This is a genomic window from Roseburia sp. (genome assembly GCF_041325975.1).
GTDB classification, from domain to species: Bacteria; Bacillota; Clostridia; order Lachnospirales; family Lachnospiraceae; genus Roseburia; species Roseburia rectibacter.
On the sequence record NZ_JBGLEJ010000003.1, the window covers coordinates 132,862 to 158,841 of the forward strand.

General features: G+C 40.5%; 19 protein-coding genes. All 19 read right to left on the bottom strand.

Annotated elements, in window-relative coordinates; translation table 11 throughout:
• Positions 1-19: 19 nt before the first annotated feature.
• On the bottom strand, positions 20-2,038 hold the full coding sequence (locus ACDD58_RS00980) for a CDP-glycerol glycerophosphotransferase family protein (RefSeq protein WP_370775133.1): 2,019 nt from the start codon (positions 2,036-2,038) through the stop codon (positions 20-22).
• A 13-nt stretch (positions 2,039-2,051) separates the two neighbouring features.
• Positions 2,052-3,056 (bottom strand): Stealth CR1 domain-containing protein, encoded by a 1,005-nt coding sequence (locus ACDD58_RS00985; protein WP_055194205.1) that lies wholly within the window; start codon positions 3,054-3,056, stop codon positions 2,052-2,054.
• Positions 3,057-3,085: 29 nt separating this feature from the next.
• Positions 3,086-3,817, bottom strand: coding sequence for an ABC transporter ATP-binding protein (locus tag ACDD58_RS00990; protein WP_055194202.1), 732 nt, complete (start codon positions 3,815-3,817; stop codon positions 3,086-3,088).
• The gene (locus ACDD58_RS00995; protein ID WP_055194200.1) at positions 3,817-4,599 is read right to left on the bottom strand and encodes an ABC transporter permease; all 783 of its coding nucleotides are present in this window, start codon (positions 4,597-4,599) and stop codon (positions 3,817-3,819) included. Before ACDD58_RS00995 ends, ACDD58_RS00990 begins: the two co-directional genes overlap by 1 nt.
• Before the next feature lie 21 nt (positions 4,600-4,620).
• A complete protein-coding gene (locus tag ACDD58_RS01000) occupies positions 4,621-5,820 on the bottom strand; it encodes a CDP-glycerol glycerophosphotransferase family protein (protein WP_370775140.1) in 1,200 nt (399 codons plus the stop codon).
• A gap of 9 nt (positions 5,821-5,829) precedes the next feature.
• Positions 5,830-6,585, bottom strand: coding sequence for a glycosyltransferase family 2 protein (locus ACDD58_RS01005; protein ID WP_370775748.1), 756 nt, complete (start codon positions 6,583-6,585; stop codon positions 5,830-5,832).
• A gap of 5 nt (positions 6,586-6,590) precedes the next feature.
• Complete coding sequence (locus ACDD58_RS01010; protein ID WP_370775141.1) at positions 6,591-7,970, bottom strand: exopolysaccharide biosynthesis polyprenyl glycosylphosphotransferase; 1,380 nt, start codon at positions 7,968-7,970, stop codon at positions 6,591-6,593.
• Between the two features lie 226 nt (positions 7,971-8,196).
• A complete protein-coding gene (locus tag ACDD58_RS01015; RefSeq protein ID WP_370775142.1) occupies positions 8,197-12,519 on the bottom strand; it encodes an N-acetylmuramoyl-L-alanine amidase in 4,323 nt (1,440 codons plus the stop codon).
• 171 nt (positions 12,520-12,690) lie between these two features.
• Positions 12,691-16,023 (bottom strand): hypothetical protein, encoded by a 3,333-nt coding sequence (locus tag ACDD58_RS01020; protein WP_117920428.1) that lies wholly within the window; start codon positions 16,021-16,023, stop codon positions 12,691-12,693.
• 237 nt (positions 16,024-16,260) lie between these two features.
• Positions 16,261-17,055, bottom strand: coding sequence for a hypothetical protein (locus ACDD58_RS01025; protein ID WP_117920426.1), 795 nt, complete (start codon positions 17,053-17,055; stop codon positions 16,261-16,263).
• The gene (locus ACDD58_RS01030; RefSeq protein WP_118209344.1) at positions 17,039-18,043 is read right to left on the bottom strand and encodes a DUF6077 domain-containing protein; all 1,005 of its coding nucleotides are present in this window, start codon (positions 18,041-18,043) and stop codon (positions 17,039-17,041) included. The genes ACDD58_RS01025 and ACDD58_RS01030 overlap by 17 nt, the downstream gene beginning before the upstream one ends.
• Before the next feature lie 13 nt (positions 18,044-18,056).
• On the bottom strand, positions 18,057-18,866 hold the full coding sequence (locus ACDD58_RS01035; RefSeq protein WP_117920422.1) for a hypothetical protein: 810 nt from the start codon (positions 18,864-18,866) through the stop codon (positions 18,057-18,059).
• 15 nt (positions 18,867-18,881) lie between these two features.
• Entirely contained in the window at positions 18,882-19,904 is a 1,023-nt protein-coding gene (locus ACDD58_RS01040; protein ID WP_118209346.1) for a DUF6077 domain-containing protein, read from the bottom strand.
• 61 nt (positions 19,905-19,965) lie between these two features.
• Positions 19,966-21,450, bottom strand: a complete 1,485-nt coding sequence (locus ACDD58_RS01045) for a flippase (RefSeq protein ID WP_370775147.1) — start codon at positions 21,448-21,450, stop codon at positions 19,966-19,968.
• A 2-nt stretch (positions 21,451-21,452) separates the two neighbouring features.
• Complete coding sequence (locus tag ACDD58_RS01050; RefSeq protein ID WP_117920416.1) at positions 21,453-22,229, bottom strand: glycosyltransferase; 777 nt, start codon at positions 22,227-22,229, stop codon at positions 21,453-21,455.
• Positions 22,230-22,237: 8 nt separating this feature from the next.
• The gene (locus ACDD58_RS01055; protein WP_370775151.1) at positions 22,238-23,170 is read right to left on the bottom strand and encodes a glycosyltransferase family 2 protein; all 933 of its coding nucleotides are present in this window, start codon (positions 23,168-23,170) and stop codon (positions 22,238-22,240) included.
• Positions 23,171-23,211: 41 nt separating this feature from the next.
• On the bottom strand, positions 23,212-24,045 hold the full coding sequence (locus ACDD58_RS01060; protein WP_370775154.1) for a glycosyltransferase family 2 protein: 834 nt from the start codon (positions 24,043-24,045) through the stop codon (positions 23,212-23,214).
• Positions 24,046-24,098: 53 nt separating this feature from the next.
• Positions 24,099-25,043, bottom strand: coding sequence for a glycosyltransferase (locus ACDD58_RS01065; RefSeq protein ID WP_118209351.1), 945 nt, complete (start codon positions 25,041-25,043; stop codon positions 24,099-24,101).
• Between the two features lie 13 nt (positions 25,044-25,056).
• Positions 25,057-25,971 (bottom strand): NAD-dependent epimerase/dehydratase family protein, encoded by a 915-nt coding sequence (locus tag ACDD58_RS01070; RefSeq protein WP_370775158.1) that lies wholly within the window; start codon positions 25,969-25,971, stop codon positions 25,057-25,059.
• Positions 25,972-25,980: the final 9 nt, after the last annotated feature.

The window sequence follows — 25,980 nt, forward strand, 5'->3', positions numbered from 1 at the left end:
CACTGCCTCCTTAAATTTGTTAAATAATATTTAATTCTTTTAATTTCATAGCAATTCTTTCTATATTTTTGCCATCGTGGTACTCATTAATTGTACAATATCTTTTCTCAAATTCTTTGTTTCTGACCGACTCTAACTTGATTTTTCCACCTGTAATTGCTTTTTCGATCACTTTTTCTAATTCATCCAGAGTAAATACACGATGTCCTATGTATTCATCATCTGCCGGTATCAATTCGCCTGCTTCTGCCTGATAACGCATCAGATCCGGCTGGAAGAATATAACACCGCCCCCCTGATAAAAACTATTATAACATACTGACGAGTAATCTGTAATCAAAAGTTTTGCATACTGTAGCACTTCCGATATTGATCCTTCCCACATATTATGTTTCAATGGTGTATTTTCGCACAAACTTGCCATCTTCGGATGTGGAACAATAATAATATTCTCTGCAGCCATATATTGCTCTAACATATGGTAGATTGACATTACATTCTGATAATACTCAGAATTTGAAAATTCCTGTATGTGTTCTTCGTAGCTTTTCCACGTCAGCATAATCACAACTTTGTCCGGCGATGAATCATTGATATGCATATATTGAATTTTACTGAATATCGGCAAACCTGTATTTAAAAATCTTTCCTCTGGAAGTTTAAGCATATCTGTGCAGGCATCCAATTCTTTCTGACTACCTACAACCATATATGCCGGTTCTCCTTCTTTATTCAATACAAAAGTAGAGCTTGAACCCTGACATTTTAAATATGTGATACCATGCTGTAGGAAAATAAATGGATGTTCGCAGGTCGATAGTCGAAAATATTTATTATTAGATCTAAGTATATTTAAATGAGCCGGAGCTTCTGTCGAAATATAGTTATTTACATTATATAACAACCAATAATATTTCAATGAATATTTTGGAACTACACCTTTTGCATTCTTAATTTTCACATAATCTGATGACTCAGGACTAATCACATAATAACATCTGCTTTTTCTCTCTTTCTGTGCCATTTGGAATAAATCGAAAGTACCTTCTTCTGCCTTTTCTGCAAACTTTTCATAAAACAGATCAATATTTTTACGTCTTAATTTGCTGCATATTTTACCCAAATGATAAAACAGCCACGAAACAGGTCTGCTCTCAATAAACTTAAACCATATCCTATACTCAATGGCTTCCATTGGTCTCTTTACAATCGCAAAATTACCACGATCCGTTCTTCGCAAATGTATCGCAAAATCCTTGAAAAAGGTTGATTTATACGGTGCATAATACATTCGCTTTGATGGTATATTCTTTTCTTTTTTTCCAATTCGAAAATCTACATCAATTCCATTTATTGTTACCATCATCAGTAACATGTTGTTTAATTGTGTTTCATCTGTCAATAAGTCTGCCAGTGGATACCTTATATGTTGATAATTCCAGTCTGCCAATACTTTCTTCTTTCCAATTTTTTCTGGATAAACTTTGATGTCTGACTCTACATTGTTCTTCTCATCTATATAAAATCTCGTACTTTCAATTTGTATCTGATTACATGGATTCTGCAAATATGACAATATCTTCAGATTCAGATATCCATTTTTCAGATTAATAGAAAGCACTTTATAAGTATACTTAACAATTAATTTATAAAAATTTGCAGCCTGCATATATCCATAATATACTTTTTTCTTATCTGTATACACAAATAATACTTTATGCTCTATTAATAACTCTTCTTCTGTTTCAGAGGCTCTCTCCTCATTTTCAGCATTGACATCTGTCGTCATTTCCTGTTGCAAAAGGCTTGCACCATCCAAAGATATCTCCATCCCATCTAACGGCTCTATCTCCATCTCCTGAAATAAGATAATTTTATCTGCATCTTTCTGACTGCGAAGTTTTACATAAGAACTATACTTTTTGCCATATTGCAACGTACGAATATCTATGACCTGTCTGTCATTTTCTGTCATACGCGCTCGATCACAACAGATAATTAATTCATTATCATTTAATTCTGCATGAATCTGACTCATTCCGTTTCTCCCCCTACTTTTCAAAGCTGGATTTTTCCGGCAGGAGCTGCTCAAATGCCTCAATCGCCTGTGCTTTTTGTTTTTCAAAATCTGATGTATAGATTGTGTCATTCAGACAGATCAGCTTATATTTTCCTGTACGGATTGCCTCTAGTGCACTTGGAAATGTCCGATCTTTAATATGAAAACACTTTCCAATTTTCATACTCCTCGGAATAAAATTTCCACTTGCCAGCTGCCAGAATTTCATTAGCCACTGATTACAGTTTGATTTCGTCCGAAACTTGTCCATACATGTAGCGCGTAATGTTTCTTCCTCTAATCCCCACACTTCCTCAAATGTAGATTTCAGGAAGTTGCTTGGCAAATGATTGTAATAAAAGCCAGGGAACCATTTCCAAATAAATGCCAGTGCGGTTGTCCTGACAATACTTTTCCATCCGTTTACCGGACTAAACCATTTACAGAAATTTTTACGCATACATTCCTTTTTATCAAAGTGTATATTGATCAGTTCCACATCATTTCCATTAAAGAAACCTGCACTTTTCTTTCCAAAATAAATACAGTTTAACGCAAATACATCCCTCGGTATTCCATTTTTAAAGAACTCTGCCGGCTTTACATAATTTGTTACAAACATATCATCATTAAAATAAACAAACTGATCTGCCAGTCCCTCTATCCTATGTAAATTTAATTCAATGGTATTCGCATTAAACGTCGGTAAAAACTCTTCCGGTATATAATCCTTGTGATTCACAATATGCAGTTTCGGGTTAGTCGTATCCAGCCACTCCGGCAAATGTCCCCACGTCACAAAATGTATTTTATTTACCCATGGGGCAAATTTTTCCACACCACGGAACCAGTACTGAAGATTGTCCCAGCTTCTGAATCTTACATCGGTATTATCTCCTTTATCATTACTTTTATCATACATTCTTTTTTCCTTCTGCCATTCCGGATCATTACCGTCTACCCAGATAATGACAAAATCTATTTTTTCTTTATCCATCATTTTTCTTCCTTATAATCTAATTTTCTTTATTCACTCATAAACTCATCATAAGCTGTCAGTACTTCTTTCGGATCTCCATCCATTTTTAGTTTTCCATCATGAAGCCAGATCACACGTGTACAAAGTTTCTGCAGCGTATCAATACTGTGTGAAACGATCAGCACTGTCCGGTTTTCACCGGAGATCAGCGACTTCATCTTTTTAAAACTTTTCTTTTTAAACTTCGCATCCCCAACGCTCAACACTTCATCGATCAGTATGATCTCCGTTTCCAGTATGGCTGTGATTGCAAACGCAAGCTTGGAATACATTCCACTGGAATAAGTCTTGACCGGTCTGTCTATAAATTCCCCAAGTTCTGAAAATTCAATAATATCATTCATGCGCTCTCTGATGTAATCTTCCTCAAATCCCAGTACCATTCCGGACAGCAGGATATTTTCCCTTCCAGTCAGCTTTTTCTGAAATCCAACGCCAATAGACAGCAGGGATATGGAGTGTCCATGCAGATCAATAGTCCCTTCATCCGCAGAAAAAATGCCTCCGATTGCCCTAAGCATCGTAGATTTACCGCTTCCATTCTTTCCTATGATCCCGACAATTTCTCCTGGTTTCACATTGAAAGATACACCATGCAATGCCTCAAACACCTCTGTATTGCTTTTTTTCATGTGAAACAGACTTTTTTTAATTGAAATTTTATTTAAACACCGGTATCTTATTTTTAAATTTTTTACTTCAATTGCATATTCTTCCATCAAATCACCTTTACATAACTGTTTTCATACTTATAAACTGTCTTTATTCCTATTACTGACAATACGATTCCTAAAACAAACCACAACCCAAGACTGTAATAATGCGGCAGTTTCCCATATAATACAGTTCTCCGCAGATCTTCCATAAGCAGTGCGATCGGATTAACCTTGAGCAGAATGGACTGATACGGCTCCGGAATTCTGTTAGAAATAGAATAAAATACACCGGACAGATAAAATACTAATCTTAATCCTACATTTACAACATTCGCCAGATCTTCAACGAATACACCTAAATGCATCAGTATCATGCTCATCCCAAATGTTACGACAAATAATACCAGCATAATTGGGAAAAAGTAAAACATTTTCGCAGACAATGGTACACGGTAAAAGATCATCATTCCAATGACCAATGCAAATGAGATTGCCATTTTTATTGCATTGGTTCCCATTTTGGAAATAACAAATACAAACTTCGGAATATATACCTTCGTCACGATCTGGCTGTTTGAGGTAACCAGCTTTACGCTCTGTTTCAGCGTTTTGTTAAAGAAATCCCAGGTGGTCACACCCACAAAAATAAATGCCATAAAGTAATCTTCTTTCGCTTTAAAAACAATCGAAGATACGAATGCATATACCAGCATAAACAACAATGGATCTAATATCCACCACAGCCATCCCAGATGGGAATTGGCAACCTCTGCTTTCAGCTCAGCTTTTGCAGAGTATATCATATACTTTCTGTATTTCATTAAGTCCCTTTTAAATCTTTCCATCGTTTCTCCTTTAACTCCAGCTTACAGCTTGCAAATCGCTTCATAATTTCTTTTGCAATTATCCCTGTCCCTGTAGCAAAAGAATTCATCCACACGCTGCTTATACACGGCAGGCATCCTGGTACCATCCCCAACAATAGCTTTTATTTCAGCAATAATATCCTGTTCCTTTTTACATACTTTTCCAAATCCGTCATTTTCATAACTGAAATACCCCTCGGAATACTGCCCTTTCCGGAACATCTCATAATCAAACTGATAATAGATCAGTGGTTTTCTCAAATATGCGAAATCCATTGCGATGCTCGAATAATCTGTAACCAAAAGATTTGATTCCTTGAGCAGCTCCTGTACATCATACTCCGGCCATTTTGCGATCACGATATGAGGTGAAAGTGCTCGGAAACTCTGGATGAATTTCTGCATTCCCCGATGTGGATAGAACACAAGCCTGATGTTTTCTTTATCCAGAAAGTCTGCTAGCCTTTCATCACACAGAAACTCATTCCAGCATCTGAAATATTTGGTGTCCGTAAACCTAGAAATATCCTCTTGATCATAAGACTCTGTCGTTGGAATACTGATCCAGTTTCTCCAGGTCGGCATTACTAAGATCTGACGCTTTCCCTGACTTGTATCAAACAGATTGTCAAATCTGCAAAAACCCAGCTTTTGCACCCATCCATCCGGATAACCAAATTTTTCTTTTACATACTGATATTCGCGCTCCACAGCGCATACAAACATACGCATTTTTGTATTTTTGTAATGAAGAAATTCCACATCATCCTTTGTAATTCCATGCTGTAAAAATATACGTTTATTTTTTAGTATACCATATACCTCAAGCAAATAGCAAACTGCCGCATTCGGCTTTCCTTCTTTTTGTGAACTGATATTCTTTGATGCTGTCAGATAATATAGCCAGTGCATAAAACTTCCATACTGGACTACCGGTCCTAAATCCTTTACCCGCGCATAATCCGGTGATTTTTTATTGATGGCATACATAACATCCTGTTCTTTATGATGTTCTCTGATATATTTATAAAGCCAGTATCCATTATCTCTTGCTTCATTTTCATTGTCACAGATCAGCCACAGGTCTTTCCTCTTTCTTTTGTAAACCGCTGAAACCGGCAATGCCAGTGCAAACACGAAAATATTGCCAATGTCTTTTGCCTTTACACGCTGCAGTTTCTGCCAAAAACTCTGTCCCATCACACTCTCCTATAATCTCCTCACAACTGCTGCCCAGGTATTCACACACACATAATATGCTGCTTTGAAGAACGAAAACTTCTCCACATTACGGTACAGTTTCCATTTTCCCCATACTGCATCTAATTTATTTCCCGAATAAGCACCCTTGTGACGGCAGTATATGGTAAGAATTTCATCAAGACCATAAGCCGTAATACCCGTTTTCATGATCTGCATCCACGTGGCTGCATCTTCCAGCCTGACATTCTCCGGCATATAGATCAGTTCTGTATCGATCTGGCTGCGGTCTAACACTGCAGTACTCGGTGCGATCGTTGAGCTTTTTAAAATCTCTTTGTAACCGACTTTTGCCGGTGCATGCGCAACCGTTCCGCTGCGGACGGCATTTGCATCCGCAAATTCATAGCTGGTAAAGCTGAACGGGTAATTTCCTTTTTTCATAAATGCAATCTGCTTTTTGAGTTTCTGTGGCAGCCAGAAATCATCTGCATCCAGAAAAGCGATATATTGCCCCGTTGCGTGATGCAGCGCAAGGTTTCTTGCGCCTGCCGGTCCTGAATTTTTTTCACAGTAAAAACAATGGATTCTCTCGTCCGTATAACTGCTCATGATATCTCTGCTCTGATCTGTTGAGCAGTCGTCTGCCAGCAGTAATTCCCAGTTTTCATAAGTCTGTGCCAGAATACTGTCAACTGTCCTGTTCAAAAAGTTTTCTGCATTGTAAACAGGAACAATAATACTGACTTTTCCCTCAATATACATCTGTCTCACACCTGCTTCTTATCGTTGTCTGCACTTTCATTTCGCAGTGCATTACTTTGATACTCATCTACACCTTCTGTCTTGTCCTTTTTAAAGAGGATTTTTACTGTCAGAAGGATCAGCTTTAAATCAAGCCAAAGTGAATAGTTCTCGATATACTTAATATCCAGACGTACCTTATCATAAGGTGTTGTACTGTATTTTCCATACACCTGGGCATATCCTGTCAGTCCGGCTTTAACTTTGGTACGGAGTGCAAATTCCGGAACAACCTCAACGTATTTATCTACCACTGTTTTCCATTCAGGTCTTGGACCAACCAGAGACATCTCGCCTTTTAAAATATTAAACAACTGGGGAAGCTCGTCCACATGAGCGGCACGGATCACTTTTCCGACCGGTGTCACTCTTGCATCACCTTTTTTGGTGATCTTATTGTCTGCATCATGAACAGACATACTGCGGAATTTTAATACCATAAATACTTCATTGTCCCTGGTGTATCTCGGCTGTTTAAAAAACACCGGGCCACCATCATATAATTTAATACATACTGCTATGATCAGCATAAGTGGGGACGAAATAATAATTCCAATCAGAGAAAACACAATATCTTCAATCCTTTTAAAGAATCTCTGATCGATCGTAAGTCCCTCATTGCGAAGCAGCAGTAACGGTGAATCAAACAGATGAATATCATCTGCCGCACTAAGAAGAATATCTGAGATTTTAGGTGTCACATAAGTACGGATGGATTCCTGATAACAGTACTTCATGATCTGGTTTCTCGCCTCAGCAGGCAGATCACACAAGACCACGGCCTCGTATTCCTTTGCCATCGTATATAATTTCACATATCCGATCTTATAGCTTACGGACATACAGATATTATACTTATCTTTTCTTGAATTAATCTTCGCGATCAGATCATCCGGCGGATAATTGCCATAGATGACTAACATTCTTCTTGGAGGATAAAGCTTCTGATATAAATTCCTTACCAGCATCGTCCAGATGATACTGAATATGATCTCGATCACTGACATACACACCAGTGGATACACCGATACATAGCTTCGCACTGCCAGAACGACAATAAAATATTCCACAACTGCACTCATGATGATCGCTAATGCATGTGAACTGAATATATCGGAAGCCTCAAGGTAACCAATATGAAATCCGCCCAGACTCTGCGTAAAGAAAAATGCCAGCAAAACATACAGTCCGATAACTCCCCAGTGACCACGTTCTCCAAATTTATTGGTCATCAATGGATTATAGTAAACGAACCAGACGTATGAAAAACACATCATCTCAAAAAGAATCATGATTAAGTTCGCGCAATAATTCAATAAATGTTTATAGCCTTTTCTTTTTTTCATAGCTTCTCTTTTCAATCTTTGTTTACGTCAGCAGAACTGATTTTAAAGCATCAGACCTGTTATATATATACCGGCGTATTATACCAAAATCAGCCGTTCTTTGCAAGTTTTCCCGCCATAGAATGACTGATTCAATGACAGACATTCTATAACAGCTCAAAAGGCTGCAAAAAATGTTTGTACCATTTTTCACAGCCTCTTATGTTTTTACTGCACTTTATTCAGTTTATAAACTATCCATGATCCGAAGCAGCTTCGTACCATAATCCGCATCTGCTGCCCAGCCTTTTCCATATGGATTCTGCGGAATCGCAAGCCACTCCACGTATCTGGCTGTTCCACGCGATACATACTGGAAACGCTTATCCACACATGCATTGTTTAATCCATCTGTACTTGCGTATGCTTTTAAGTGCTGTACCTGCGCACGGAGTCCGGTTCTTACATCTGCAAAAGTCTCACCTGCTGCACCGCCACCGACTGCACCGAGTCCTCCAAAGTTACACTGACTCGGCTGCACATCACCGCCGAATTTTAATCCTCCGGTCTCTAACATAACCTGTGCAAATAATACATCTGCTCTTACACCCTCGGCTTCTGCCTCTTCTTTTAAGATCTTAAAGAATGCCTCCGCAGAATCTGCTCCCTTATCACGGTAAGTATCTGCTGGGAAGGTATAACGTTTATTATAGTAAGATACCATCTGGTCGACTGTCACACTGCTTGTACCCATGATCTCATGCGCTGCAGCTTTTGCTTTTACCGCTGACCATGGTCCGTACATACGGATTCCGTTGCTTAAATCTTTGTATGCCCTTACTTTATAGTAATATGTCGTTCCCTGTACCAGATTACTGTGTGTAAAGGATGTTGCACCAGAAGTCTGTAATGTGGTATAAGTTCCTTTTTCGCTGACCGCACCGGCAAGTTCATAGCCACTTGCATTTGCAACACTGCTCCATGAGATATTTAATACATTATTATCTCCGAGTGTGATAGAAGAAATACTTCCCTGTTTTAAGACTGCAACCTCTGTTACCTTACTATAACTTCCTCTGCCTGCACTGCCTTTGATCTTATAAGTTGCTGCAATTTTATAGTAATACGTATTGCCGCTCTTTACGCCCTTATCCGTGTAAGTCAGTGTAGATCCGGATGAAATTGAAGCGATCTTTTCAAATCCACTGTTTGACTTGTCGCTCCGGTAAATATCATACCCCTGTGCTTTTGAAACTTTCTTCCAGCCAAGTGTGACCTGATTTTTGCTGTCACTTGTGATCTGGGAGAATACCACCTGTTTGATCGTCCATGCCTTCTGTGCTTTTGAGAAAGATGCCACACCGTTTTTAGCACTGTTGCTCTTATATGCACGAACCTGATAATAGTAAGTTTTTCCGGCTTCTAATGTTTTATCCTCATATTTTTTCGTATTTTTACCTTTGACCTGTCCGACCTTTTTATAACCACTGTCTTTCGACATACTCCGGTAAATCTGATAACCGGATGCCCCATCCACAGCTTTCCATTCCAGTCTTACGGAAGTACTTCCGGTTGCCTTGACTGCTGTAATGGATGTAGTTTTTAATGTCTTTGCTGACACAACTGCGGAATCACCGCTGTATCCTTTTTTACCATTTACCTTGTTGATCGTCTCTACCTTATAATAGTAGGTCTTTGCAGTTTTTACATTTTTATCCTGATAGGTCGTATTATTTTTTCCTTTTAAAGTGGCAACCACTTTATAAGTACCATTCTTTGACGTACTGCGTTTGATCCGGTAGCCGTAGGCACCGCTCACTGCTCCCCAGTTTACTTCAATCTGATTACTTCCATTTGAAACAGCATACTTGATCTTCGCTTTTTTCGCTGTTCTTCCTTCCATGGACGCTGAATCACCGCTATAACAGATATTGTCTCCTGTCTTTACCATAGTCTCAACCGTGTAATAATAGGTCTTTCCTGCTTTTACACTGGTGTCTTTGTAGCTGGTCGTGTTTCCGGATTTAATCGTCTTAACAACTTTGTAAGTACCATCTTCATCGGTACTTCGTTTGATGCGATAACCATAAGCTCCTGTGATCTTATTCCACTTGATCGTCAGTGTTTTTTCATTTGTGGAAACGATTGATGTGATCTTTGTGCGCTTTGCAGTTTTTCCTGCCACCGCGTCTGATGCACCGCCGTATCCTTTTGTACCGCTGTTGACATTATATGCTTCGACCTTATAGTAATAGGTCTTTCCTGCTTTTACAGTATCATCTGTGTAGGATGTTTTTCCTGTTACTGTATCAATCTTCTTATAACCGCTGTTCTTGCTTGTGCTACGGGAAATGGTATATCCCTTTGCACCACTTACCTTTTTCCAGGAAATTTTTAACATATCCTCATTAGAAGATGTAATTCCTGTAATTTTTGCTTTTGCAAGTGTCTTTGCTGATTTCGTGGAGGAATATGCACCGACACCCTGTTTACCATTATTTGTGTTATATGCCTGTATTTTATAAGTATATGTTTTGTTATTGGATTTCACAGTATCTGTGTATGTCAGAGTCTTTCCTGAAGTCACTTTACCGATCTGATTATACTTTCCATCCTCACTGTCTTTGCGATAAATGAGATATCCTTCTGCCTGCGAAACTTTTTTCCAGGTTAAAGTGACCTTCTTTCCACTCTTTGCCTTGATTTTCGTAAAGTTTGTCTTTGCTAATGCCACACCAGAGATGGATTTGGAGTATTCTCCCGTAGTTCCGTCATTAAATACCGGACGAACCAAATAGTAATATCTTGTTCCCAATTCTACGGTATCATCGATAAAAGATGTCGCATCAGATACTTCATCGATCTTTTCATAATCATAGGCATCTTTAGTATCACGCCAGATCTCATAATAATCAACATTATCAAGTCCGCTCCATTTGATTTTCAGACTTCCATCCGCTCTTGACTGCGTATAGGTACAGGTAACTGTCTGAGCACCTTTTGTCAGACCGAAATATTCTGCGATCGCAGTAGCATCTGCAACCCCGAGTGCCTTTAATTTTTCATCTGAACTTAAATATGTATAATAATCATTTGCATTGTCCAAAAAGGCATGCTCGATGATCAGTCCAGGAATGCCATTATTTTTACAACGGCGGATCAGTCCGTAATAGTCTGCCGCAGATCCATCCGGATATTTGTCATAAGAAGCATTCCGAATCTTTGTGCCACGATAATTTAATCCAAGTGCTGCCAATTTGTCACATATTTTCTTTGCAAGTGCCTGTCCGTTGCTTCCCACCTGCGCATTATAGTTGCTGTTCGGATAATAAACTTCCACACCTCTCGCTGTTCCGTTTGCAGTATTTAAATGGAAACTTACTAACACATTTGCTCCCACATTCTTTGCAAGGTTTGCACGGGCATCCAGACATGCAATATAATCTCCGCCGCCTGCCGGACAGCTTGCACTCTCTCTTGTCATATAAACAGTAATACCATTATAGGTAGATAATTCTTCTTTACAGTATGTGGCGATCTTAAGTGTCAGATCCGCTTCCTGTACTCCAAAACCGGGTGCTCCTGCATGGGTGCCATCATGTCCCGGATCGAGTACGACTTTCACATTACTGTTCGCACCTTTTAAGTTATCTGCAACACTGGAGACAGCATCTGAGATTCCCTGCTCCAGCACATTTTCCACAGTGTTTTCGGAAATAACTTCTCCATCTGCGCTCATAGTAACAACATCAGCATCCACATCCGCATAGGCATCTTCATCATAAAGTACCTGATCCGGGTTCGTCTCTGCCTGTTCATTGACACCAAATCTTACATCCATGCCAAGGTCTGATAGCAGGATTTCCTGTTTTGTTTTCTCCTGTGTAAACTGCACGGAAGTGATCTGATACTCTCCTGCCTGTCCATTTTCTGAAAAATCCATGGTAAACCGGATCATATCCTCTTCTATTCCTGCAGCTTTTGTCTGATATGCTTTTCCGGTGGTCAGATTCTTATAATTTAAGACGATATCCGAAAGCTGCTCATAGCCTGTTCCAAGACTTAAGACCACATTCTGCGTTCCCGGTGTCTCAACGTACGGTGACTCTACCATCATGTAGTTAAGTTCTGCTGCCTGGACAGTCTCTGTCTCCGCAGTCTCCGTTTCGGTCGGCTCTTCTGTCTCTGTTTCAGTTGTTTCCGTTTCGGTTGACTCCTCTGTCTCCGTTTCAGCTGTTTCCGTCTCGGTGCTCTCTGTTTCCGTAGTTTCTGTCTCTGCCGGCTCTTCTGTCTCAATCGTCTCTGTTTCGATTGTTACCGTCTCGGTCGTTTCTTCTGTCTCTGCTGTTTCTTCCGTTTCAGCTGCTTCTTCTGTCTCTGCCATCTCCGTTCCGGTCAGCTCTTCTGCTGCATTCCCAGCGTTTTCTGTCTGGGCTGATTTCTCTGCCGGTGATGTTTTCTGCGTGCTTTCTGTCTGAACTGCACTGTCTTCTGCTGCACGTACATCTGCAGGCAGTGCTGTCATACTCACGCAGACTGCCATGATTACTGCTAAAATCCTTTTTTTCATTTTCCTGTTATCCTCTTGTATATTTCCTGGTATTTGTGCATTTCACATCCACTGCTCATTCTATCATAAAACCCAACCTTTGAATATATCTTACCAGAATTTTCATAAAATCTTAAAAATACCCCGGCAGGATGTATGATGATCATCCCACCGGGGTATCTCTTTTTACTTTTATTTCGCTTTGGTCTTTACGGAAACAACGGAAGAATAACTTCCATATACTTTCTTTCTATCCACTTTACGATATACACGGATCTTATAATAGTAAGTCGTTGATTTTTTCAGTTTTCCATCTTTATAAGATGTCGTACCGCCTTTGGATATAGTTTTTACTTTCTGGTATTTTCCATCTTTTCTGTTGCTGCGGTAAATCTCATAGCCATTTGCGCCTTTTACCTTTGACCAGGTCAGCTTTACGTTCTTTGCATTGGATGCTTTCGCTTTTAGTGTTGTCTTTGCCGGTACAGCTTTTGCAGATTTTACATTGGAAAATCCACTGGTCTGATTTCCATTCTGCGTCTTAACAACTACTTTGATCTTGTAATAGTATGTTTTTCCGGTTTTTACACTGCTATCCGTCCAGGAACTGGTTCCCACACTGTCGATGGTTTTTATATTCTGGTAATCTCCATCTTTTTTCGTGCTGCGGTAAATCTGATAGGAAGCTGCAGCCGGCACAACTTTCCATGAAACTTTCAGTTTATTGTATGCTGTCGATTTTACGGAAGTTACGCTTGTCTTTTTATTTCCAATCTTATTTACACAGAGGGTATATTCTTTATCTACAGCATTTTTTGCAAATGCCTGCACTTTCAGATAATAGGTTCCTCTGCTTAATTTGACTGCAGATGATTCTGTATAAGTACTTCCTGCATAAGAATAGATATGGTCATAATCCTGATAACCTCTCTTAGCATTTGCATTATAAAGTGTTACATACCAGCTTCTTCCCGCATCATTGATCTTTTCATGTGCCAGACTGAAATTGATATACTGTGCTTTTGTAAGTGTAAAACGATAATAGTCTTCGTCTGATGAATAGCCTGTGATCACACCCTTTACCGCTTTGCCTACCTGTATATTATCTGCGGATGCCCAGTCACCGTTATTCTCTGTCTCCCAGCCGGAAGCTGCTTTCTGTGTCAGGCAGATCGTGTAGTCTCCGGTATAAAGGGTCGAAGCCTGACTGACGCATACGTAATATTCCCCCGCATCCAGTCCTAATTTACAGGATGTATAAGAAGTCTCTGTCCCGGTATTCGTAAATTTATAAATTTCACTGTTATCCTTATTGTAAAGAACAACATTATAACAGCTTGCTGTACTCTGACTGTTTTTATGTCCAAACTTAATCTGCAGATAGCCTGCTTTTGACATTTTGATCTTATAGTAATCTTTGTCCGAGGAACTGCTTGTGCTTCCGTAATAAGTTTTTCCGTTCTTTACGGTATTTGCAGTGGCAGCAGAATCATTCGACTCCACTTCCCGGTCACTTGCTGTCTTTGCTTTGATACATACATCATAGTTTACAGGATAACTCGTTCCGCTCAATAATGTTCCCGTCGTATTTCCGGTTCCTGCGATCTTAATGTAATACTCACCTTTCGGCAGTCCAAGGTTCGGCGTGGAAATGCTTGTGTCCCCGCCACGGATCTTCGTAGTGTAGACTTCTGTATACTGGTCTTTATCCACTTTGCGGATCACGCTGAGCACAAACATGTTTGTTGTTTCCTGTCCGCTCACAACCGGATGCGTCAGTTTCACATTGATATAACCATTTGCAGAAAGTGATGTTTTAAAATAATCCACATCGCTGTAAGTACGGATATCTCCGCTGTATGTCGTGCCGGAAACAGCCGTATTTGCTGTATCGTAAGTATCATTGCTCTCGTGCTCCCAGGTACTGCACGCCTTAAAGGTAGTTTTGATCACATAGTTTCCGCCGTAATATGCATTCTGACCTGCCACCTTAATATAATATTTACCTGCTGACAGTCCCAGTTTAATGGAATCCGTGGCTTCATCTTCCGCTTTACTGGTCATTTCGTAGATCGAATTGCCGGAAGTATCACAGACTGTAACTGCATAAATAGCCTTATTCTGCCATCCTGTAACTTTCGAATGCTGCAGATTGATCACGATATATCCGTCTTTTGTTGTCTGAAAACCATAATAATCAGAATCACTGACACCATACAGACTTCCGTAAACTGCCTTGCCTGATGTCATTGTGTCTGCTGTATTTATATCATCATTGCTCTCGCTCTCCCAGTTGTCTGCATTCGTCCAGGATACCTTCAGCTTGTACGTCTCTCCATTTGCTCCCTGAACTGTCAGTGAACCTGACGCATCCATATATTGGATTCCTGATACTTTCAGATAATAGGTTCCGGCGTCAAGTCCAAAATTAACCGACTCGGATTTCTCCTCATCTTTCTTACTTGTCATTGTATACAACGTATTTCCGGCAGCATCGCAGACTGCTACACTGTAAATATCTGTTGAAAGCCTGCCGCTCACTTTATCGTGCTGTAACTGAAATGAAAGATATCCTTTCGTGGTGGATGTGATCTTATAATAATCGGTATCCGATGCAGAGGAAATGCTTCCTGTTATCGTCTGACCTAATCTGTCATAATTATCTGCTGTGGCAATCGTATTATTTTGTTCTGTCTCACAATAGGTATCTTCATACTGTACGCTGAAGCTGTAAGCTGCAGACCCGACTGTAAGTACTCCGGTTCCGGTAATCTGTACATAATAGGTACCGGCATCAAGTCCTATTTTCGCCGTCTGGTTCTGTGTATCCTGCATTCCGCTTGTTACAGTGACTAACCCACCAACCTGATCGGCAATAAAATCAATCCTCCAAGCCGTACTGTTGCTTGCGCTCGATAAATTCGCATGTGCAAATTTCAGTTGTACCATACCGGCTTTGCTCATCGTAAATTTATACCAATGTGTAACAGATGTTCTGGATGTCGTTGCATTATAAGTTGTATTCAGTCCAATCGATGTTGCTGCCGCATAGGTACTTCCCGGAGTCACATTTCCATCTTTCTTTAGAATATCCTCACTTTCTTCTTTCTCCGTGTCTGCCGCTTCGTTATCCCCGATAAGTGCCTCTGTACTTTCTGTATCGTCAGTCATCTCTGAATCTTCTGTTGCCTGCGTACTCTCTGTATTTTCAGTCGTCTCAGGAATTTCTGTACTCTCCGTATCCGCCGGCATCTCAGAATTTTCTTCTGTTCCGGTATTTTCCGTTGTCTCAGAAATCTGATCTTCGCCACTATCTCCTGCTTCGTTCCCCTCTGCGTTTTCAGAGTCTCCCATCGCCTCCGTGCTCTCTGTCACCTCAGGATTCTGTGTTAGTTCTGTAATCTCTGTTTCATTTTGTTCACCGGCTGCATATACCACCTGCTCTGCCGGAACTGCTGTCACGCAAAGGCTCAATACCATAAGCCAAGCAGCGATCCTTTTTCCTGCCTGATGTCTTTTTTTCATATTATTCTCCATTCCTGCGCTGCTTTCAAGCGCATCTCAAGTTTGTGCGTAAGCACAAATCTTGAGTGTGAAAAATATATTTTTCACACTATTCTGCATTCTTGCGCAAATCAAGTTTATTTCTTCTCATTCTTTCATCTGGTACTGCCAGTTTTGTGCCTATTTTAGCACATTTTTCTCTGAATATACAAGGGTTGTGACATGTTTTCTTCTATATTGGTTATACCAGTCGCATTTTTAATCTTTCAAATACACGACATAACTGTCTGTCTTTCCAAAACATGTATACCCTGCTTCCTCCATTTTAGGTTTATCATCATCTGAAATCCGTAGTACAATACAGTTGCTGCCATAGCGCTCAGCAACATCAATCTGATGATCTACCGCCCGTGGAACCGCCACAATGGTTGCACAGGCCTCATAAAATTCTTTTTCTTCTTCGTCTTCAGAGACATCTTTTCCATCTATCATCTGTCTGATCAGATCTTCCCCATACAAAAGCTGCACCGACTCATTTAATTCACGGATCTGTGCACATACTTCCCTTGGCGCAATCATATTCGTAATTGCAGGATTTTCACTACGCAGCAGGGTATCAAGTTCCACAATATCTTCTGAAACCTTATATGTATTCTGTAACAGTTGTATTTTTACCTCGCCAAAACGAAAATACATGCTGACAACTATAAGGCACACACACCCAGCTATACATAATACCTTTGTGAAAAAGTTTTTAACTGCTGAAATCAGCTCTGTTACGAGAACTGCTATTACAACAGCCGGCATGAGCAGCATAAATATTTTCGCATAATCTTCCTGCATCCAGAAACTGCTTATATTATTGTAACCAAACGGATTTCCAAGAAGCAGAAAAAACAAAATTTCATATTTTACCAGCCGTCCGATACGCCAGTCAAGTCGTTCTTTCTCTGCTACAAGAAAAAGAACTGCAAAACCTGTCAGTGCCAGACTTATTCCATCTGTACCAAAATTTCGAAACTGCTCTCTGAGTGCTTCAAATGCTGCTTCCATTTTTCCACCTCATAATACCTGTCATAACTATAACTGCCACCCATGCAAATGTTATCATAAAAAATCCTTTTTCATACATCAGTTGTCCTGCCAGCGCCGATGCCACATAACAGATCAGTACCGGCACAGATGCATAATTTTTCAGACTGCGCAGCTCTTTTTCCTTTCCGAAAATCTGTAATATCGACCACGGCAGCAGAGCCAGGAAAAACAACGGTTCTCCATTCCATTCATTTTGAAAAACACTGAAATAAAATGCCTTGTCTGCTGCCAGCGGAATTGCATACAATACCCATATCATCGCAAGAAACAGATATCTTTTCCCCGCTTTTTCCCCAGGGAATAAAAATCTTGCCCAGAGAACATAGACAGCATAATATATCGGAAACATAAAAAACGGTAGGATCATCCGGATGAATTTAGCCGGATTCAGGTTACATATTTTCAAACAGACTGCATAATATGCATCTAACGGAGATCCTGCCATCTGTGCTAACAATTCTTTTTCTACCGGCAGCATCGGTGCTTTTCCTGTCATCGGATTGATCTGATACAGCGTATCAAAAGTATACATAGTCAGCACGGATTCTACCGTATTATCTTTCTGGCTGACCGTCACTGCTCCCACACTAAATACAGTAAGTATGATCACAACCAGTATACCTGGTATCAGTTTTTTCACTTCCCTGATGATATCTGACAAGCGTATTTCTTTTCTTTTCCAAAAAATAAATGCCAGCGCCAAAATGATCACAAGTATCATAACTTTGCACCATATTTCTGTCAGTACGGACAAAGATAACTTTTGCATAATCACAATCCGTGCGATCAGATAAAACAGTCCAAATAATATTATGATTCCCTTCAGATAACACTGCAGAAAATCTATATTTTGGGCACCACTTTGTTTTTCCACCACAAATCCCACCGCTGTGGGGAAAATATACCAGATGCCTGTAAGTACAAGCAATTTAAAAACAATAAGCAATTTTCTGAGCCTCCTAATCGTTATTACAGCGATATAATTCGTACCCGTCTACCTTATCAACATAGACCAGATCAAGCAGATCCATATAATAATCCGAATAATACTCTGTATTCCGGACAAAATATTGTACTTTATTCTTTTTTAACAGCTTATTTGCTGTCTCAGGATCGATTTCCACTCCTCTGGTAAACATGGATAATGCCCTTTTATTGTTTTTATACTGTTCTTCCGGATCTATACCGGAAGCTGACTGAAACTGGTACAGATCCATTACTTTATTTGACACTGCAAGCACAACTGACGGATCATACTGACGCAGCCAGTAATACAGATCCGCATCACAAAGCACAACCGGATTTTTGGTATCTTTATTTCTCCCGATCATGTCTGACACCTCAATGACTGACTGATCTATCTTATAAACATTATCATCAAGTTCGATTGCCGTTGCCCTGCCGCTGCACAGATACAAAAAACACAGCAGAAACAGAAACAGAATATTTCTCTCAGCACCTTTCTTCTGCCTTACGATCAGCTTTGCTCCCATAAATGCACACAGAAACATTACCGGAAGAATCCAGTAAAATCTGCTGTAGCGGTCTCTCCATCCCAGTTTTTTCAACACCCATTCCATAATAAACGGATTAAAAATGGTAACCAGTGAAATAAAAAACGGCCATACAAATATCTGTTTTAATACCTCGTCCTTTTTTTGGATAATATAAAATAAACATCCCAGATATGGCACAATATAGAGAACATTCCACCAGAACCCCAGAAAAGTTGTATGAAAATAACTTAGATTAAACCATTCTTCGAGCATTTCATCCCTCTTTCATTACAAAATCCGAATCATTGCCATTACTATCCCCGGTATCATGCACACAAATGCCCGGAACAGATACCGCCATTTTTTCTGTACAAATATGATGGACAGTAATCCCGCTCCTACCATTACCGTGATAATAAAAATACCGCTGATAGACATTGATACACCTGCAAATGCGATCAGACAGAGTATCAGCCAGTTTCTTTTGCTTTCTATTTTTTTTGCTAAAAGTACCATCGCCAAAAGTACCATTGGGAGATACAGATTAGCCAGCATTGACTTTGATTCTGCCGTTCTCTGCCACAGATAAAATGCTGATGTTTCCTCAAACTCATAGCATAAAATACTCATAAATCCATAAATTCCAACTGTCCAGTCTGCAATGTCTCTTCTGCCGTCAGAAAGACGTCTTGCGATTTCATACACGATCAGACTGGCGGTCAGAATCTCTACACATGCCAGTACCCGGCTGCTCGCCACAAGCGGATGCATTCCAAATATCCTTGCTAAAAATGCGATCAGCATCGGATAACAATCATGCACATAGTTTTCCTGCCCGATATATTCGCCTGTTCTTGCATTATACTGGTAAATAGTATCTGTATACAAAGCATTTGCTGCATGTCCGTTATAATAAGATGTATCATAACCATTGATCCGGCTTCCATTGTTCATTCCATAAAAGATCTGCAGCAAAATCAGTACAAACAGGATTATCGTCACCTGATCCGGTTTCTTAAAAATTATTTTTTTATTTTTTCTGTTCTGCCTCAAAAGGTATGTAATACATCCTGTCAGTATTATGACAAAAACTGCCGTTTCTGCATATACCAGTACATGAAATGCCATACCCGATAGCTCAATTGGAATCTCTATTAATGCAAAAACCGTAAGAAATATTACAAATCCGGACAGATATTCAAATGCTGTCGTTTCTTCCGTTCCAAATATACAGCAAAAACTGCTGCCCAATATAAAAAACACAGCGCTAAGCACAAATAAAGCAATTATAATGCCTGTAATTGAATTCATATCTGCACCTCTCCATTACTCTGGCTATAAGTATATCATGCCATTCTGTCACAAACAAGACTCACCCCTGTCTGCGTTTTGCATAAACACGCACCTTTTTCCAAAGTTCTTCCACGATTTCATTGCGTAATATGATCAACACTGCAAAGTATACCACTCCTGCAGCTGCAATGACAAAAAGAATCATCCATACACGGTTCGTAATCAACTGTTCCAATCCGAAAGTCACTGCTAACATTGCTAAAAGTGCGATTGTCAGTGTAAGTATATAATGTCTGCTGAATTTTAATATATAATACTTTTTCGCATGCACCAGCAAAATTACCGTAACGACTGCTTCCGATAACACAGATGCAATAGCCGCCCCATCCTGTTTTAATACGGGGATCAATGCAAAATTCGCACATACATTTACCACAGCCCCTGTAACCGTAGCACGCAGGATCATTTTTTCCATTCCAGTCGCAGTTAAGATGATATGTCCCAGAAAATATGCGATTGAAAAAATCAATATCAGAACACTCAAAATTCTCAGTGTTGGGATTGCAGGATCAAATGCCCTGCCAAATAAAAGAGGCACTACATATTCAGCCGTTGCTAAAAGTCCTGCTGCACAGGGCAGTGCTAAAAGTAGCAAAATCTGTGTTCCTCTGTTGATCAGCGCATTCCCCGTCTTATAATCTTTCTGTTTATAACACATGCTGATCCTTGGATAAAAAACTGCTACAAGTGCAATCACTACCGTATACGTCATTCTGACAATCTTTACAGCATTCGAATAATATCCTACATTTGTTTCCCCATAATAGTATTCCAGCATCACCGAATCAAGCATTGTATAGATATCAGTTGCAATCGATGATGCAAGAAGTATCATGACCGGACGCATATGTTTTCCTATATGTAGTCCTGTATCTGCCACTTTTCCCTGTCTGCTGTGGCAGATTCCCTCCAGAGAAATATATTTTCTTAAATTCCATGCATTCCAGAGGTTATTTCCAGCCGTTGCAATACATAAGATCAGCGCATAGATCAGATAATCGCTCTCGTCCTTTACAAAAAGAAGCATCAGTCCAAACGATGCAATCTTTACAATAAAACTGCGCACGGAAATATAGACATATTCTTCCATTCCCTGATAAAACCAGTCAATGTTAAAAATATTGAGGATAAGCATCAGTCCCATAACATTGAATAACGGCTTGCGGTCAGCAAAATGCGGAAAATAATTGACAAATAAATAATATGCGATCGTGCAAAGAACAGTTGCAGCAAAATTGATAAGAAACAATTCCAAAAAAGTCCTGCTCCTCTGCTCCTTGTCGACATTGCTCTGCGCAATCGCCTTGACACCATAACTTGGCAGGCCTAAAGAAGCAATCAGCACAAAATATGCCGCGATCGTATTTGCATACGATACACGTCCCACGCCTGCCGGCAGCAGAACATGCGATACATACGAAGTCGTTATCAGTGGAAAAAGGGCCGTAAAGCCCTTATATGCCATGTTGAATATTGAATTTTTTGCAAGAGATTTTTTTCCCATTTTCAGTACCTGTTCAATCGTATCAATATCTCACGTTTCCAGTAAAACAATAACCTGTGCATAAGGTCAGTCCGGCTGCTTCCACACACAGTGCGAAGCCATTTCAAAGACATTGTTCCCTCTTTTTTATCAGCTTTGGCATAACACTTTGCCACCCGGTAAAATCCCTTATTATATTCCCTGCCAATCGTTCCTGTAGATGTGTGGATCAATGGGATATCACATACATAGACTTTGTTTCCTTTTGCACGGGTATACATACAGCGCTCCACGCCATATAAATGCCAGTTATCACAAATTATCTCATCAAACGGATGCTGCAAAAAGAACTCCGTATGACCGCCAAAAAAACACTCATCCACTGTCTCACAGCCAGTCATGCCGCTGTACTCCCTTTCTCCTGCCACTACCTGTTCCCTGCCATGACGGACTTTTGATAACACACAGGTATGTTCTCTTGCCTGTCTGTCATTATCCTCCACAGCACCTGCCACTCCAAGAATATCTTCCTTCTGCGTCATCAAAAGATAATTTACAAACTTCTCCAGCATATCTGCATCCGGCAGTTCTATATCCTGATGAGAATATATCACATATTCTGTTTTCACCTGTGCGGTTGCCGCATTCAATGCTTTTGCACAGGAGCTGTACTGCTTCCCGCAGTTATCGATTCCTATCAGCGTATAGTTGTAATGCTGTCTTGCCAGATCCTCCGTCAGCTTTCTGTACTGTTTTGGATCATTATAACAGCATACCACCGTCACATCTGCTCTGTCCATATTCCCTGTCACTCTTTCATCAACTTTAAAAATGTCCGATAGGATTTCGTGATATTCCCGAAATAAAAAATCTTCGCATCACAAAAATCCTGCATCACAAAATTAGTGGACACTGCCTCCTTGTGCATGCAGCCGACCTCCGGTGCATACAATAGCGTCATGCCTTTTTTCTTTGCAAGATAATAGAGGATCTCCTCCTCTGCATAGAGAAACGTTCCGTCGTAAAACCCATCCATTTTCTGAAAGAAATCTTTCGAAAAGACCAGACAGCAGCCATGTAAGAGAACATCCTTCATCCGCTCGTCCACGCGGCTGTCTGCCGATACGGACTTTCCGTCCTCCTCGCGGGTGGTAAGATTTTTACTGCCATCCTTCACATCCCGCCCCGTTTCATCCGACACGACACCATAATGGCCTGCAATGGCTTTCTTTAAATGAAACAGTTTGATCAGCTGGAACATCTTACATTTCGCCCAGGAAACCAGGATCTGTTTCCGCATATAATTTAACGTGTACTGCCTGTTTCTCGCCACCGGATTAAAATGTCTGGTGCGGCTTGCATCCACAATATCCCCGCCTAAAATATCAAAGCGCTCTTCCTTATAGATTTCCCGCAGCTTCTCACAGTAATCTTCCTGTTCAAAAATAATATCGCTGTTTGCCGCCACGATAAAATCCGGCTCAAAATGCTTTTTTGCATACCCGATGCCAAGATTGTTACCGCGCGCGAACCCAAGATTTTTTTCACTTGCGATCACGTGCACTCTTTTCTCCCCGGCAAATTCTTCCCGAAGCGACTCCTCACTGCCATTGCCGGAACCGTTGTCCACTAAAACAATGCGGATATCCTGCCCCTGCTGCGTCTTTAGAATGGACTCCGCACATGCGGCCGCCTCACGCCAGGTCTTATAATTTAAAATCACAAAACAGATCGTTCCCATATAAATCCTCATTCAAATATTGCGATGGTCATGCCGGCTTTCTACGCGCCGGAGTATCTCGTCTTTGTTCCAAGTATAATACGGATATACGGTGTAATGGAACGCACAATGGCCGTTCCAAGTCCGAAGTTTTTATGCAGAAAATGAAACCAGTCACGGAATGGGAGTCCCTTGCGGCTCTCCTTTAGACGGATCCGTTCCATGCGCGGCAGTGTCTCATCCTGCCAGGTTTTCTGCAGTGTATTATCATTGCACTCGCCGACAAACTTTGGATAAATATGAATTTTATATCCAAGTTTACTGATCTGTAACCCGTAATCAAAATCACCAATACTGTGCTGGTAAAACGGATCGATCCCGACTTTTTCAAAGATCTCACGCGGAATGATAGCACAGTTTGCATTGAAGGTATCACAATTTACCTCCGGCGCATCCGGTCCTAATTTTTTGTATTTGATCCCTTTGGTATATTTGATGCCACCATAACTTAAACCACCGTTTTCTCCACAGATGGCTCCGACAGTGACCTCATCTTTTTTCAGATGCGGTGCCATCTCGTCAAAAATGCCCGGAAAAAACTTTGTGTCATCATTCATCAGCATATAGTAATCATAATCCATATGTGTATTTTTGATGTATTCGATCGCCTTGTGCATGCCGCCATTCCAGAAATTGCTTCCGTCTCCCTCGATCAGGTTGATCTGATATGCGCCGTCATCGCGCATCTGCTTTAACATCTCACGCGTTCCGTCAGAACTGTTATCGTCTAAGATCACATAGTCAAATGTGACGTCTTTATTTTCTGAGAGTGTTGCCATGCCCCGCTTTGTCAGTTCTTTTCTGTTAAAACAGGTAAAAATTGCAAGTATCTTCATATTTATTTCATCCTCATTTCCAGACAGCCTGTTTTGTCTGCCATTCAAATGTTCTATGCCTGTCCGATATAATTTTTCCGGAATACTATGTGGTAGATCCGTTTGATCAGATTCGGCTGTGACTCATGGATCAGTGCTCTTTTCATTGCCTTATGAATTTGGGGCTTTTCACAGATCTCCTGTGGAAATTCCACAATTCTGTGATCCGTGGTCAGTCTGTGGTCGAATACCGGTCCTTTTTCATTGCCGCAGTGGATTCCTGTTCCATCCCAGCCCTCGTTGCTGACTAATGACTTTGTCGGGGATAAGATCAGTCCCTGCTTTCTGAAATTCGTCCAGTACCAGCGGATCGCCCAGGAATTGGTTTTTGTATCAGTTTTCTGCATTTTCATGATCTTGTAAAAATCATAGGTGTTGTCATAATTAAATGCTTTCCGCAGTTTTTTATCGGAAACCATATCCGTCCAGTCATCACAGTCTGCATCAAAATATTTCCAGCGGTCACTCCAGGTTCCCCATGACCAGCTTGTACCTGATAATGTATTAAAATAGGATTCACACGGATAGGAGAATGTATCTCCGAAATGGGAAAATCCGGTAATTCCTGTCACTTTCTTTTCCTGTTCATAACGGTCTAATCCATCGTTCATAAACAAAAGGAAATAGCGGTTTGTGACAAGATCATCCTCTAACACGATTACTTTTCCATATTTATTTACGATTGCAGTCACACCTTCGATTACGTTTTTTGCAAGCCCATAGTTCTGCTCCCTTGCAGTCAGTTCCACGTGACGGAATCCCTGCACAGTCTTTACATAATCACGGATTTCCTGCACTTTTCCTTTATCTGCATCTTTTTTTGCAGCATCAGAAAATACGTACAGATCGGTTTCTTCTGCCAGTTCATTCGCTGCAAGTGCCTGAATGGTACGTTTTGTATGCTCCGGCCGGTTGTAGGTAAATAATATGACCGGTGCTAAACATCTTGTTTCTTCCATTCTATTTTCCTTTCTATGCCTGCTGTTTTACCCAGCTTACATAATCACGGATTCCTTCGGTAAGATCCATTTTTTTCTCATATCCGATCTTTTTCAAAAGAGAGATATCTGCACGCCAGTTCTGCGGATCACCGACCTTCGTCTCACCGTTGAACCGCACGATATCCGTTTTTTCTCCAAGCTGTGCGGCATAAATCTCAGCCAGTTCCCGGATAGACACTTCCTCACCGTTTGCAACGTTAAAGATCTCCTCCGACCCCTGATATCCTAAGATCAGCTCTAAGGCACGCAAAATATCTGAAATATGGATAAAATCACGTGTCTCATTTCCGGTTCCGAACAGATCGATCCGTCCGGTATTTAAATATTTCTGATAGATGTCCCATAAAAGCTGTTTGCGCAGACCGCTTCCATATGCAGAAAAGATACGCACACAGCGGATATGGTAACCATGTACCCTGTTATAATAGCTGCAGAGTTCCTCGCCCATCTGCTTGTGCACGCCATATGGGGAGATCGGTGCCAATGCATCTTTTTCCGTGATCGGAAGCTGCTTTGGATTTCCATAGACACCTGCACTTGATAAGAAAATGATTTTCGGTCTTTTTTCAAATGACTGCAATGCTAAAAGCAGCTGATATAAGCTGTGCAGATTTCCATCTAAGTCCGCCATCGGATTTACAATCGATGCTCCGACATTTGCACTGCCGGCACAGTGTAAGATCACATCCGGCTGTACTCCGGTAAATATATTGGCGAGTTCCTGCGAGTCCTTTGACATATTACACTGATAGTAGTGGATCTCTGCTCTATCCTCGCAGTAACGGTCGGCTAGATCAATGCCGGTAATCTCGTAATCTTTGCTGAAATATTCCATGGCGCATCTTCCGATAAAACCATTTACGCCGGTGATGATCATTTTTTTCATGGACAAACC

Bases quoted from the DNA above. Each gene is read 5' to 3' on its own strand.
- ACDD58_RS00980 (WP_370775133.1), bottom strand. From the start codon at position 2,038: ATGAGTCAGATTCATGCAGAATTAAATGATAATGAATTAATTATCTGT.
- ACDD58_RS00985 (WP_055194205.1), bottom strand. From the start codon at position 3,056: ATGGATAAAGAAAAAATAGATTTTGTCATTATCTGGGTAGACGGTAAT.
- ACDD58_RS00990 (WP_055194202.1), bottom strand. From the start codon at position 3,817: ATGGAAGAATATGCAATTGAAGTAAAAAATTTAAAAATAAGATACCGG.
- ACDD58_RS00995 (WP_055194200.1), bottom strand. From the start codon at position 4,599: ATGGAAAGATTTAAAAGGGACTTAATGAAATACAGAAAGTATATGATA.
- ACDD58_RS01000 (WP_370775140.1), bottom strand. From the start codon at position 5,820: ATGGGACAGAGTTTTTGGCAGAAACTGCAGCGTGTAAAGGCAAAAGAC.
- ACDD58_RS01005 (WP_370775748.1), bottom strand. From the start codon at position 6,585: ATGTATATTGAGGGAAAAGTCAGTATTATTGTTCCTGTTTACAATGCA.
- ACDD58_RS01010 (WP_370775141.1), bottom strand. From the start codon at position 7,970: ATGAAAAAAAGAAAAGGCTATAAACATTTATTGAATTATTGCGCGAAC.
- ACDD58_RS01015 (WP_370775142.1), bottom strand. From the start codon at position 12,519: ATGAAAAAAAGGATTTTAGCAGTAATCATGGCAGTCTGCGTGAGTATG.
- ACDD58_RS01020 (WP_117920428.1), bottom strand. From the start codon at position 16,023: ATGAAAAAAAGACATCAGGCAGGAAAAAGGATCGCTGCTTGGCTTATG.
- ACDD58_RS01025 (WP_117920426.1), bottom strand. From the start codon at position 17,055: ATGGAAGCAGCATTTGAAGCACTCAGAGAGCAGTTTCGAAATTTTGGT.
- ACDD58_RS01035 (WP_117920422.1), bottom strand. From the start codon at position 18,866: ATGCTCGAAGAATGGTTTAATCTAAGTTATTTTCATACAACTTTTCTG.
- ACDD58_RS01040 (WP_118209346.1), bottom strand. From the start codon at position 19,904: ATGAATTCAATTACAGGCATTATAATTGCTTTATTTGTGCTTAGCGCT.
- ACDD58_RS01045 (WP_370775147.1), bottom strand. From the start codon at position 21,450: ATGGGAAAAAAATCTCTTGCAAAAAATTCAATATTCAACATGGCATAT.
- ACDD58_RS01050 (WP_117920416.1), bottom strand. From the start codon at position 22,229: ATGGACAGAGCAGATGTGACGGTGGTATGCTGTTATAATGATCCAAAA.
- ACDD58_RS01055 (WP_370775151.1), bottom strand. From the start codon at position 23,170: ATGGGAACGATCTGTTTTGTGATTTTAAATTATAAGACCTGGCGTGAG.
- ACDD58_RS01060 (WP_370775154.1), bottom strand. From the start codon at position 24,045: ATGAAGATACTTGCAATTTTTACCTGTTTTAACAGAAAAGAACTGACA.
- ACDD58_RS01065 (WP_118209351.1), bottom strand. From the start codon at position 25,043: ATGGAAGAAACAAGATGTTTAGCACCGGTCATATTATTTACCTACAAC.
- ACDD58_RS01070 (WP_370775158.1), bottom strand. From the start codon at position 25,971: ATGAAAAAAATGATCATCACCGGCGTAAATGGTTTTATCGGAAGATGC.